This window comes from Paenibacillus sp. TSM33 (genome assembly GCF_056099025.1).
The window spans coordinates 970,442-983,244 of the sequence record NZ_JBLZXB010000017.1; the positions used below are offsets into that span (position 1 = coordinate 970,442).

The following is a 12,803-nucleotide window of genomic DNA, read 5'->3' on the forward strand; positions in this document are numbered from 1 at the left end:
ATAACATAAGCGGGGAAAAAGATACATACTCAGGAATTGGAAGAAGCTTCAGTGCTGTCGCTTGCTTTTTTGGCTAATTCCTCTTGTAGTGCTTGTTTGGCCAAATCAAGCTGTTGCTCATCAATGTACACATAAGGGCTACGCCACGTTCCTGATACAGGATTGTATTTTACATTTTGCTTGGAAATATTCCAATAGGTTTGTACGATATTTTTCATTTGCTGTGACTCGATATCAGTCATCATATTTTTATCAACCGATTTAATAATTGCACTAAACTTAGTCAAAGCGTTAAAGGATTGCATTTGGTCAATTAGGGAATGAAGCACCTGATTTTGTCGACGATTGCGATCAAAGTCATCAGATTCTGCCGTTCTCGGACGACAATTCGACTTGCGATAGCGAACAAAATCAAGAGCTTGGTCACCGTTCAAATGCTTGGCCCCAGCTGTCAAGTTAATATCGGTGCCATCAGCACGGTCTCGATAACACATATTTTTATCAACCGTCACATCTACGCCACCTAGATTATCTACAACATCTCTAAAGCCTTGGAAGTTAATAACCGTTACATAATCAATATTAATGTTTAAATATTTGCCGATCATCTTCTTCATTTGCTCTTCAGCAACTTCACCAGATTCTTTCTCTCTAGCCTTAAACACCGGATAATACTCATTCAGCTTGCGTGGTTTATACCCATCCATTTCTAGACGCGTATCACGAGGCAAGGACACAATGGTAGACGATTTTGTACTAGGGTTCAATGTAGCTACCATAATAACATCTGACAAATACGTCGGATGGTCAGGGCGATAGTCGGTTCCAAGCAATAAGATAGTCAAAGGCTTAGCCTCAGCCAATTGCGTTTTGGGCACTTCCTTGTTGATTCCAGTATCCAAAACTTCCTCTACCTGATTGTAAATATAGTAGGTATAACCCCCTGCTGCCAAGATACCTATAATGAGTAGAAATAAGACAAACTTCATAAACGATCTGAAAAAGTTTTTTTTCTTTTTCGTTTTTTTCGGTTTGGCGGATTTTTTCCCGTTTTGTGTACGGGGAGGCAATCCATTCGAAAGATTACTCATGCTTCAACACCTTTTCCTGCGTTTTGAGAAATACAGCTTTCTCCAAGTTTACAATCCTAAAACACATACAGCGGCGCATCCCGTTTCCGGGCGTCGCCGCTGTGGCCGAAGACCAATCCTATGAATTACATATTTGCTTGCGCTGTTTTACGTTGTTTCTCCGCACGCTCGCGCTCACCTTTGTTCAAGATCTTTTTACGCAAACGAATGGATTTAGGAGTGATTTCACAATACTCATCATCATTCAGGTATTCAAGCGCCTGCTCCAAAGAGAAGATAACAGGTGTTTTCAATTTAACTGTATCATCTTTTGTTGCGGAGCGAACGTTTGTCAATTGTTTTTCCTTACAGATGTTAACGACAATGTCGTTATCACGTGTGTGCTCACCAACGATCATACCCTCGTAAATTTCAGTCCCTGGCTCCAAGAACAAAATACCGCGATCTTCTACGCCCAGCATACCATAAAATGTAGAGGTGCCGTTTTCCGTGGATACGAGTACACCTTGATGACGTCCACCTACTTGACCGCCAACAAATGGTCCATAGCTGTCAAATGCATGGTTCATTACACCGTAGCCACGAGTCAAAGTCAGGAAGTTTGTAGTGTAACCGATCAAACCACGTGCAGGGATCAGGAATTCCAAGCGAACCTGTCCAGTACCGTTATTAATCATGTTGACCATTTCGGCTTTACGGGAGCCCAGGCTTTCCATAACTGCGCCCATGCTTTCTTCCGGAATATCAATGAGGAGACGTTCGATTGGCTCCATTTTTTTACCATCAATTTCCTTAACGATAACTTCCGGTTTGGACACTTGCAGTTCGTAACCTTCACGACGCATGTTTTCAATCAGAATTCCCAAATGCAATTCACCACGTCCAGATACAATAAAGGCATCCGGGCTATCGGTTTCATCAACACGCAAGCTGACATCTGTTTCGAGTTCTTTCAGAAGACGCTCACGCAATTTACGGGATGTTACCCACTTACCATCGCGACCTGCGAATGGACTGTTGTTAACCAAAAAGGTCATTTGCAGTGTAGGCTCATCAATTTTCAGTACAGGCAACGCTTCAGGATGATTTGGATCGGCAATGGTTTCACCAATGTTGATGTCCTTAATCCCCGCGATCGCCACAATGTCACCAGCACCTGCTTGATCGGTTTCAATCCGTTTCAGTCCTTGGAAGCCGAACAACTTCTCAATGCGCGCTGATTTACTGCTGCCATCACGTTGGATAACTGTGACCGCTTGTCCCTGCTTGATGATACCGCGGTTCACCCGACCTACTGCAATTCGGCCCAGGTATTCGTTATAGTCCATCAGTGTTACGAGGAATTGAAGAGGCTCATCTACTTTCTCAGTTGGAGATGGAATATGCTCTACTACTGTTTCGTACAATGCTTGCATGTTGTCATCTTGCTTTTCAGCATCCAAGCTGGAGGTTCCGTTCAGTGCCGAAGCGTACACAACAGGGAATTCTAATTGATCATCATTTGCACCCAGCTCGATGAACAAATCCAGTACTTCGTCAATGACTTCTGCCGGACGAGCTGCCGGACGGTCAATTTTATTGACTACAACGATAGGCGTCAGATTTTGTTCCAGCGCTTTACGCAGTACGAATTTCGTTTGCGGCATGCAGCCTTCGTAAGCATCAACGACGAGCAAAACGCCGTCAACCATTTTCATAATCCGTTCCACTTCACCACCAAAGTCGGCGTGTCCCGGTGTATCTACAATGTTAATCAGGTAATCTTTGTAAGTGATAGCTGTATTTTTAGCCAAAATCGTAATACCGCGTTCACGTTCCAGATCGTTGGAGTCCATGGCGCGCTCCTGAACAGCCTCGTGTTCTCTAAATGTTCCAGACTGTTGAAGCAGCTTATCGACAAGTGTCGTTTTTCCGTGGTCGACGTGGGCAATAATCGCAATATTGCGAATGTTCTCTCTTGCATGCATGGTTTGTATCCATATCCTTTCCGTATATCAAAATAGTGTCTCTATCCTGAAGCAATGCTCATTCAAGGCTAACAATCGTTCTTTAGGCCCACTCCCTGCCAGCCTTCTATATGTTTCAGGCTTTATACAGACAGCTTCTCTCTCCGATTCGCGTGAAAACCTTAAAATAAGCGTCAGAAATCATTCCGACGCTCTTTTCATATCCATTATATTATAGTAGAAATATGTCATAAAGCAAGACATTATTGCCTGTTCCGTAATTTACCGCCATGAAATCTGCACAGCTTGTCGGTTTACCAGTTGCGTTTGCTACGGTTGTTTATGACCAACCAGATTCCAGCTCCGATCAGTAAAACGGCAATAATATACATGATGCCTGTACTTAGCAAGGTAATAATCAATAATAGCACCGATATCAAGCCTAATAACAGGCCCCCTGTATATACATTACGAGAAAGCGAAATATCATTAATGGCATACTCCCATAATCCAACCGCCACACCTAGAAGGAACATAGGCCATAAGTAGACCATTAAATGCCATCCCCAAGTATTGCAGAGAAAAAAGAGGAAGCCGTATACCGACAAAATCCCTGCCGGCAGCAACATAAAGGGTGATACTTTGCGCATCATATACATTGCATGCAGCACGATTCCAGGTATTAAAATCAGCAAGGGCCAAAGGTTGCGTCCCAAGAAGGAGAACGTCCCCAATTTCCCCAACAAAATAATCAGTCCTACGGCAACAATGCCTACTCCGATCATACGCTCTTTTCCGGAATTCATCGTGGTCTCCTTTGTTTGCTGGATTTGTTTTTGAGTCATTAAATGTAGTTGTTTTTTTGTACACTTTTATGAATATAGAGTTTTTACAAAAACCGAGCAGACTCCCCGGCATCTGCAAAACCCTATGTCTAGTTTAGCCGATGTTTTCCAAAAAAACCACGTTCAAATATGACGGGCTCGTAGCTGCCGATATATTCCTGCAATGACTACTGCTGCGGCCAACAAGACTGGTAACCATGCATGTATAAGCTCACCCATGTCTGCTAACCATATACCCAATTTGGGATCACGCAGTAGCATTTCTCCTGCCGTAAAGGCCAGAATGGCAGATCCCAGCAGAACAAGGATCGGGAACCGATGAAGCCAGATTGCTATCACATTGCTGCCCCAGACGACAATCGGAATACTAATTGCAATACCAATGACTATAATAGCAATATCCCCATTGGCTAGAGCTGCAATAGCTAATACGTTATCTAGACTCATCACAAAGTCTGCTACTAGTATCACTTGTATTGCCTTCCATATGGTTGTTTCCGCTCTTACTCCTACATGATCATCATTTTCATATAGCAGCTTAAATGCAATCCATAACAGAAGTAACCCTCCCGCCGCCTGAATAAAAGGTATACCTAGCAAAATGACAGCTACAAAAGTCAACACACAGCGCAGAAGGACCGCACCGACTGCCCCCCACCATATCGCTTGACTTCGCTGCCTTGCAGGCAAGTTTTTGCTCGCCATGGCTATAACAACTGCATTATCACCGCTTAGCACCAGATTAATCATTAATATTTTCAATAGCAAAATGATATGCTCCATATGTACAAACACCCCCATCCTACATGTATGCGAAATCGGACGAGGCTATGCTTGCACGCATTTCAAATAAGTCATCATTTGTTAATAACTGATATCCAATTTGTTGAGTATAAACCTTGAATTCAATAACAAACAGCAATATAATGAATCGTATTTCCGAAAAACGGGTATTAACATAAACAACATGCAATGTTTTTGAGGATGTTTAATCAGGGAGATGAGAACGATTGACATGTCTGTAATTCAGTTCTTTTGGCTACTGCTTAATGTGATATTTATTGACCTTCTGCTCGCAGGAGATAATGCGATTGTCATTGGACTTGCCGCCAGAAAGCTGCCTCCTGCAACGCAAAAAAAAGCGATTCTATACGGTACTGGGGGCGCCCTGCTCATCCGCATAGCAGCTACTATTGTGGTACTTTGGTTGCTTCAAGTACCGTGGTTGTTACTCATCGGGGGTGTGATGCTAGTCTGGATCGCGTATAAGCTGCTCGTGGACCAAGAGGACCATGCCGAAGTTAAAGCAGGAACAACGCTATGGGGTGCTATCCGCACCATTATTGTCGCCGATGCGGCAATGGGTCTGGACAACGTGATTGCTGTTGCTGGCGCGGCCCAGCAGCATTTGATACTTGTAGTGCTGGGCCTGTTAATCAGTGTACCGATTGTTGTATGGGGAAGCACTCTTTTTATCAAGCTGATCAACAAATTCCCTTGGATTATCTATTTAGGATCGGCTGTGCTTGGTTATACAGCCTCTAATATGATCACTGAAGAACGTAAGCTGGCACCATATTTTACGGAGCATCCGGCGCTGCGTATCTTGTTTATTGCCACCGTTATGGCTGGGATCTTGCTCACAGGATATCTTCAAAATCGCAGAGCAGTAGCCCGTCGAGAAAAAGCCGTCTAAAAGAGTTTTCAAGAGCACAACCCAAATAAAAAGGCAGACCCAACACTGTTGTGGGTCTGCCCTTTTTATTAAAACCAATCTTCCTGTATAACTTCCTCTTTACGCCCCTCTATAGCTCCGCCTGCCTCAAGGACAACCGTCTCCGTTGTAGCTACAGCCTGATCGATTAAAGCATTTAAATCCCGAATAGAAGCTTCAATCTTCTGCACTACCCACAAATTCGGATTGGTCGTGGGAGATTTGGGAACAAACAATGTACAGCAATCCTCATACGGGAGAATGGATAAATCGTAGGTGCCAATTTGCTTAGCGATTTCTGTGATCTCCTGCTTATCCATCATGACGAGAGGTCGCAGCAAGGGGAGTTCCGTCGAACGACCAATCACATTCATGCTGGATAGCGTTTGACTAGCAACTTGACCCAGACTGTCGCCCGTCACGAGTGCCAATGCTCCTTCACGCTCTGCCAGCATCGTTGCAATTCGCAGCATAGACCGCCTCATTAGCGTAATAATCAAATTATCCTGCCCAGTGCGAGTAAAGGCCGTCTGCACCTCTGTGAACGGTACAAGGTGAATTTTGATGCGGCCCGCGTAGCCTGCTAATACTTTTGCCAAATCAATAACCTTTTCTTTCGCACGCTCACTTGTAAATGGATAGCTATAAAAATGTACACATTCGATTTCCAAGCCTCTACGCATGGATGACCATCCTGCTACCGGACTGTCAATTCCACCGGACAGCAGCAGCATAGCTTTGCCGTTCGTTCCTAACGGAAAGCCCCCGACAGCCATAATGACATCACTAAAAATATATGCCGCCTGCTCTCTTACCTCCACACGCAGCTCAATATTAGGTTGACGTACATCGACCCTCAGCGCCGGAAAATTCCGCAATATAGGAGATCCAATTAAATGATTCATCTCTTGTGAAGAATGGGGAAACCCCTTCCATACTCTGCGGGCATTTACCTTGAATGTCGTTCCCTCATCTACGTTCAGCTCATGCATTAAAGCTACAGCCGTCTCAATGATAGCATCTAACTCAACAGGCGCCATTTTGACAGGGCTAATCGTCGTGATGCCAAACACCTTCTGCAACACTTGAATGATCTGTTCATAAGGCTCTCCTCCGAGAACCACATAAATCCGTCCAAATTCCTTGCGCAAAGAAGCACTTGGAAAAGGCTTAAGCAACAGCTTTACGTGTTTCAGTACAGCCTTTTCAAAACGAGCACGATTTTTCCCTTTTAATGTAAATTCGCCGAAGCGAAGTAACAGCATATCATAGTGCATTTTAACGTTTCCACCTTTCAAGGGATTCCAGCTTGGCTACAGCCTGTCGAAGTGCGAGTATGAGCTCGTCGATATCCTGTTCCGTATGTTCATCACCAAAGCTGATACGAATGCCGCCGGCTGCTTCTGACTCATTGCGGCCCATCGCCAGCAGTACCCGGCTAGGCTCGGCTAATTTTGAAGAGCAAGCCGATTTGGTGGACACTGCCACACCCAATTGCTCCAGCGTATGAAGCAGTACCTCGGCCTTCATGCCCGGATACGAAAAGTGGACAATATGCGGCGCTTCTTTCCCACTGTTCAGCCGCAGTTGTGGGATTGTTTTCAATTCTTCAGCCACCCGTTCTCTCCACTCAATCATGCGCTGTGCTGTCTCTGCTTGTCGTTCGCCCGCCAGCCGTACCGCCTTGGACATACCGACAAGCGATGGTACATTTTCGGTACCCGCACGAACCCCCTGCTCCTGAGAGCCACCACTAAGCAGTGGGAAAAGCTCTACACCTTCTCGAACGAATAGCAACCCCACACCTTTGGGTCCACGTAGCTTATGCGCTGAAAGGCTATACAGATCAGCCTGCCACCCCCGGATATCAACCGGCAGCTTTCCAAACCCCTGTACACCATCAATATGAAATAGGACACGAGGGAACTGTTTCTTCAGCGCAGCTCCGATATCATGCAACGGTTGCACTCTTCCCGTCTCATTATTGACATGCATAATACTGACTAAAATCGTATCTTTACGAACAGCTGCACAAACCTGTTCGGCACTCACATGACCTTCCTCATCCACAGGTAAAAAAGTAACCTCAAAACCTAAATTTGTTAGCTGTTTGCAAGCTTCATACACAGACGGGTGCTCTGTCGATACAGTAACGATATGTTTGCCTCTGGTCTGATACTGCAAAGCCGCTCCCTTAACGGCAAGATTATTACTTTCCGTTGCCCCGGATGTGAAGACAATCTCCGAAGGAGATACTCCCAAAGCTGCAGCGCATACTTCGCGCGAGCGCTTAATCAACTTATCCGCGTCCTCTCCATACCGATGCATGGAAGACGGATTGCCATAATGGCGCCTCATTACCTCGGCAACGGTTGTAATCACCTCTTCAAAAGGCGGAGTTGTCGCGGCATAATCAAAATATTTCATTAAACTCCCCTTTCTGCCCCACAACTGCTACAACAAAAAAAGACCAAAACAGGGAAAGGCCGCTTCATTACAGCGACATCCTTTCCCCATATTGATCCTGTCTGCGGACCTAATCGAATTGAAATTACGCACTTTTATGCTATAAGCTATAGGGCTTAGATGGTATATTTTTCACGTGCATTCTGAATTTTGGTAATATATCTTTGCGTTTCTACAGGGAGCTTGTCCAGTACTGACATCAACTGCTCATCATTACTTACACCAAGCCGCTGTACCCGTCCGGGACCTGCATTGTAGGCAGCCAACGCCATATTTTCCTGTCCGTTAAAACGTTTAATCTGGTAAGACAAATAGCGTACGCCAGCATCTATATTTTGTGCAGGATCATAGGGGTCACTAACTCCCAAACCTTGAGCTGTAGCGTCCATCAACTGCATAAGTCCTTTGGCTCCGGCCGAAGAAGTAACCGATGGATTAAACGAAGATTCTGTATCAATAACTGCTTTAATCAAAGCTACCGGAACGCCGTACTTCTGACTAGCCTCATTAATCAAACTATCATACGCTGTAGCTTTTGTAGGTCCATCCGTTGCCGTATTGGAAGAAGCAGGATAGACTGCCAATGGTGATGCCGTTCCCCTCGAAGGTCCCAATTGAAGCCAGAGCAATCCGTTTTCATCTCTGGTAACATCACCTGAATTTTCTTGAGTGACAGCATCATCCGTTTCCAGCTGACCTACTTGTTCCAGCAATCCAGAAAAAGCATCCGCTGTACCCGTCTGGGTCGTAGCACTCATATTATTTAACAGCTGCATGTCTAACATGGATTTGGACACGCGCGGATCAATTTGCATGTGGTGTTCCCAACTTTCTATAGTTGTTATATCCCAAATAGCTTGTGGTTATTGCTATGATACAACTTTTTACTATGTACTTCCATACTTTTTAATGAAAAAAAGCTCCGTTTCTGTCGAAAAGACAGCGGAGCTAAGATACGGAACCGTTACCCAACAGGATTAGCGCACAAACGGGATAAAAGCAAAATAACTCAATGTTGCCAGTGCGCCAAGACCAATCGACCAAATACCGGTTGTTTTACTGCCATTTACATAAGCAAAAAATCCTAAAACTGCCGCAATGGGTCCAAGCACAATAGACCACATAAACAATGATGCGATACCAGCAGCCAGCCCAATATAGCCGGAAATACGACCACTATTGTTAATAACCTGCTCTTCACCCTTATTCTCATGTCTGGTCACAGCTGGCGAGCCAGGAGCAACCTCTGCTGCATATTCCTCACGATGATGGCGGCGCTTGGCAGAGCGTTCCTGAATGTGACGGGGATAATCTACACGTTCACGGCTAACATGCTCTTTATTTTTATGCTTATCGTTTTCCTGATCTTCCATAATTCCTGCACCTCCAAATGGAAATGAATCGCGTTATAAATTTACAGAGACTTCGGCTTAAAGGTGTGGCAACAAGTTGCGGCAGACGTTGCAGCCTTATCACGTTCTTCTGAACTAAAGCTTTCGCCCGCGTATTCTTCTTTAAATTTTTTCCCGGCATGACCATCTACTTCAATCATAATCAAATCTGCCTTGCAAAAGTTGTTTTCTCCCCAATAATGGCAATTGGCTACGCTGCACTTTACGATTGGTTTGGCCTCTTGGCTCATGATCATCACCTCGGATTCATTGTCCCCCCGCACGTCTGCACCTATGCGTTCATGGCATATGGCAGTTGGTGACATACGAAAAAAGCCGCTTCCCTTCGCCTCCTCCAAACTGGCAGGAAACAAGTAGAAAACGGCTTGCTTGTCTTGTTTTAGTTTTTGATTAGAAATGAATTTCTTGTTTGAATGCTTTAGGCATGAGTACGGCGAGTCTGCATCCGGCGCTGTGTCAAATAATCACTTTCATAATAAGTCAGATCATCACGCAATTCTTCAAAGTTTTTCGTAATGTCCATGATCACTTCGCGTGCGGCTGGCACTGGCGTTTTACGGAAGCGGATAGCATCTTGTCCCGTATAAGCATAGCGTCCGTCCTCTGCGTAAGATTCATTTTTGGGATAAAAAAAGCTGTTCACGCAGTCATGGTATACGTTATACAATGCCTTTTCCGCAAAATCGACGTCAAAGTTGGCACGGCGCAAAGCCACACCCAGCTTTTCATAGGATACTTCGGAAAAAACAAGGACATGGCGGAGATCCGACAAAAAACCTTTGTAAAAAAGTATAGACTCCTCATTACCATCCACAGCCAGTTGCGGCAGAGCATGCTCATTGAGGAATGTTTCCACACGTTTTACGGCAGTTTTCAGTCTCTCCTGCGCCGACTCACATAATTTTTGTACGTTGACTGCTGACATCAAGGCAGCTCCCCCTTATTTGTTGCTTGTTCATCAATTGGTTACCCGAAAATAGTCCCTTCTAACCGAAAGAGCTGTAATTTTCAGTATTTATCCTACCACAAATAAGCATTGAAAGGTATAAAAACATGCCAACCTCCTCACGCTAAACCATAAAATTATGAATACTCAAGGAGGACGGTTCCATGTCTCGGCGAAAATGGTTAAAACCCCTGCTCGGAGCAGCTGCCGGGGTGCTTCTGATCACACTGATGCTGCCTTCACGCGATCATCGCCACACACCACAGCCCGAATATACGACCAAGATGGTACCACAGCAGGAGAAGCAGCTTAAAAAAGGAATGTTGGCTTTGGACCTGTCCGCTACGGATACTCTCACACGGATGGACGCAAGACAGGATATTCAATACGTAATGCGGGAGCTAAATGGTAAAACTGCCGATCAGAAAAGACAGTTCACCCATACATTGCAGCAATCACATAGTCATCTTCATACGCTCCAGTGGATTCACATTAGAGACGGAAAGACTAACACCTACACAGGCAACAAAGCACAGACAAATCTGCTGGCTCATCCTCAAATCCAAAGCAGCTTGGCTGCAGCTCGTCGTTCCGTCATGCAAAATAAATCCTATGAATCCGCTGCTTTTCAGGTGGAGGGCGGTAAATATTTCGTCATGGCTGAACCATCGGCTGACGGAACATGCGGTGTTGCTGCCCTAGTCAGTCAACAAGTATTGCGTGACGTGGAGAAGCACCAGCGAAAAAATTTGCGTTTAATTCCCTATCCAAAAGAGGGTAGCTACAAAATCGAATCCGTACATCCCGACACATTGCACGATATCACGGTCAAAACGGGACACGACAACGAAAATGCAAGCCATTATTTTGAAAATGAAATTGTCGTTCGCTTCCGTCACAATCCTGATTCACGACAACTACAGGAAATTGCAGCAGACTTGCAATGTGAGCCAGGTCGCAAGCTTGGTTATACTTATGTATTTCATTCGGATAAGATGAACTTTAAAGAGCTAAAACAATACTTTTCACGAAAGTGGAACCCGCTTTATGCTGAGCCACACTATATGTATCTAACCAATGAGAAAACGACGGCCGATGCAGACAGCTCTGTACCCAATGATCTGCTTTTTTCTCGTTATCAATGGAACCTACCTGCTACCGAAACCAACAGAGGTTGGAAACTAAGCAAAGGCAGCAAGGATGTAATTGTCGCGGTTGTAGATACGGGAGTCGATTTGGATCACCCTGATCTAAAAGGCCAAATTCTTTCTGGGTATAACGTGGTAAACCCGTCCGAAAAGCCTTATGATGACGTCGGTCACGGAACGCATGTCGCGGGCATCATTTCTGCGCTCGTAAATAATGGTGAGGGAGTCGCCGGTATGACGTGGTACAACAAGGTCATGCCGATCAAGGTACTTGACCAATCTGGCTCCGGTACAACTTACTCGGTTGCAGAAGGTATTATATGGGCAGCTGATCACGGGGCCAAAGTCATCAATTTGAGTTTGGGTAACTATGCACAAGCTTCATTTTTGCATGATGCGATCAAATATGCCTATGACAAAGATGTTGTATTAGTTGCAGCCACAGGCAATGATAATACAGAGCGACCTGGTTATCCAGCAGCGTACCCTGAAGTATTTGCCGTTTCCGCTACAGATTCTTCTATGCACCGTGCATCCTTTTCTAACTACGGCGATTATGTGGACGTCATGGCTCCAGGTGCAAGTATTGCCAGTACGTATCCTGGGAATCAATATGCTGCGCTGTCGGGTACTTCAATGGCCAGTCCACATGTATCAGCGTTAGCTGCCCTGATTCGATCCGTTAACCCTGATCTAACCAATAAAGAGGTAATGGATTTAATGAGAGACAGCGTAATTGATTTGGGCACACCAGGGCATGACAAATATTTTGGATATGGTCAAATCGACGTGTATAAAGCATTGAAAGCAGCACAACGTCCCTATGTTCCCCTGCAATTCTATCCACAGCATTTCAGTGACAAGTTGAAATCCATATTAAAGAAACTGGAAGCCTAGGATACCTCCTTTTGGAAAAAGCAGCCATGTTGCTCCATGGCTGCCTTTTTGGGCTTTCTTAACGCTTGGAACTGGTACGGACAGGCCGCTTTCCATGACTGCGAGTATGACAGCATGGATCACCAGGGTCCTTAACAACCACCGGAAATACGTGGTGGGGCACAGGTATAACATGCGCCTGATTGATGATTTCAATCGGATGAACAACAGGCACCACCTGTGGGTAAAATTGATGATTTACAAATTGGATCGGCGGGCACACGACTGGGTCGTAATGGCAATGACTCATGATGTGCAACTCCTTTCGGTGAATTAGTACAGCATATTAAGAAGGCGTA

The 12,803-nt window shown here is 45.0% G+C and carries 13 protein-coding genes; 2 read left to right on the forward strand and 11 right to left on the reverse strand.

Features of this window, described 5'->3' with window-relative positions; genetic code table 11:
* Window positions 1–29 precede the first annotated feature (29 nt).
* From ACN6NF_RS16255 to ACN6NF_RS16270, 4 genes are all read right to left on the reverse strand, one after another.
* Window positions 30–1,091, reverse strand: coding sequence for an LCP family protein (locus ACN6NF_RS16255; RefSeq protein ID WP_474318596.1), 1,062 nt, complete (start codon window positions 1,089–1,091; stop codon window positions 30–32).
* A 125-nt stretch (window positions 1,092–1,216) separates the two neighbouring features.
* A complete protein-coding gene (gene typA, locus ACN6NF_RS16260; RefSeq protein ID WP_290409422.1) occupies window positions 1,217–3,058 on the reverse strand; it encodes a translational GTPase TypA in 1,842 nt (613 codons plus the stop codon).
* Window positions 3,059–3,351: 293 nt separating this feature from the next.
* Window positions 3,352–3,843 (reverse strand): hypothetical protein, encoded by a 492-nt coding sequence (locus tag ACN6NF_RS16265; protein ID WP_474318597.1) that lies wholly within the window; start codon window positions 3,841–3,843, stop codon window positions 3,352–3,354.
* A 162-nt stretch (window positions 3,844–4,005) separates the two neighbouring features.
* Window positions 4,006–4,665, reverse strand: coding sequence for a TerC family protein (locus ACN6NF_RS16270; protein WP_474318598.1), 660 nt, complete (start codon window positions 4,663–4,665; stop codon window positions 4,006–4,008).
* Window positions 4,666–4,882: 217 nt separating this feature from the next.
* Here ACN6NF_RS16270 and ACN6NF_RS16275 point away from each other — a divergent pair, with 217 nt between their 5' ends.
* Window positions 4,883–5,578: a TerC family protein gene (locus tag ACN6NF_RS16275; protein ID WP_474318599.1), complete on the forward strand. Its 696-nt coding sequence runs from the start codon at window positions 4,883–4,885 to the stop codon at window positions 5,576–5,578.
* A 68-nt stretch (window positions 5,579–5,646) separates the two neighbouring features.
* Here the strand turns inward: ACN6NF_RS16275 and thiI are convergent, their stop codons facing one another.
* From thiI to ACN6NF_RS16305, 6 genes are all read right to left on the reverse strand, one after another.
* Window positions 5,647–6,873 carry a tRNA uracil 4-sulfurtransferase ThiI gene (gene thiI, locus ACN6NF_RS16280; RefSeq protein WP_474318600.1) on the reverse strand — a complete coding sequence of 409 codons (1,227 nt, stop codon included), beginning with the start codon at window positions 6,871–6,873 and terminating at the stop codon, window positions 5,647–5,649.
* Between the two features lies 1 nt (window position 6,874).
* Complete coding sequence (locus tag ACN6NF_RS16285) at window positions 6,875–8,023, reverse strand: cysteine desulfurase family protein (protein ID WP_474318601.1); 1,149 nt, start codon at window positions 8,021–8,023, stop codon at window positions 6,875–6,877.
* A 155-nt stretch (window positions 8,024–8,178) separates the two neighbouring features.
* A complete protein-coding gene (locus tag ACN6NF_RS16290; protein ID WP_474318602.1) occupies window positions 8,179–8,877 on the reverse strand; it encodes a lytic transglycosylase domain-containing protein in 699 nt (232 codons plus the stop codon).
* Window positions 8,878–9,039: 162 nt separating this feature from the next.
* A complete protein-coding gene (locus ACN6NF_RS16295) occupies window positions 9,040–9,435 on the reverse strand; it encodes a hypothetical protein (protein ID WP_474318603.1) in 396 nt (131 codons plus the stop codon).
* A 41-nt stretch (window positions 9,436–9,476) separates the two neighbouring features.
* Complete coding sequence (locus ACN6NF_RS16300) at window positions 9,477–9,704, reverse strand: DUF1540 domain-containing protein (RefSeq protein WP_025365350.1); 228 nt, start codon at window positions 9,702–9,704, stop codon at window positions 9,477–9,479.
* A gap of 188 nt (window positions 9,705–9,892) precedes the next feature.
* Window positions 9,893–10,399, reverse strand: a complete 507-nt coding sequence (locus ACN6NF_RS16305) for a YpuI family protein (protein WP_474318604.1) — start codon at window positions 10,397–10,399, stop codon at window positions 9,893–9,895.
* A gap of 185 nt (window positions 10,400–10,584) precedes the next feature.
* Between ACN6NF_RS16305 and ACN6NF_RS16310 the strand changes: the two genes are divergently transcribed.
* On the forward strand, window positions 10,585–12,465 hold the full coding sequence (locus tag ACN6NF_RS16310) for a S8 family peptidase (protein ID WP_474318605.1): 1,881 nt from the start codon (window positions 10,585–10,587) through the stop codon (window positions 12,463–12,465).
* 58 nt (window positions 12,466–12,523) lie between these two features.
* Here ACN6NF_RS16310 and ACN6NF_RS16315 read toward each other — a convergent pair whose 3' ends face one another.
* A complete protein-coding gene (locus ACN6NF_RS16315) occupies window positions 12,524–12,754 on the reverse strand; it encodes a hypothetical protein (protein WP_013372124.1) in 231 nt (76 codons plus the stop codon).
* Window positions 12,755–12,803 lie beyond the last annotated feature (49 nt).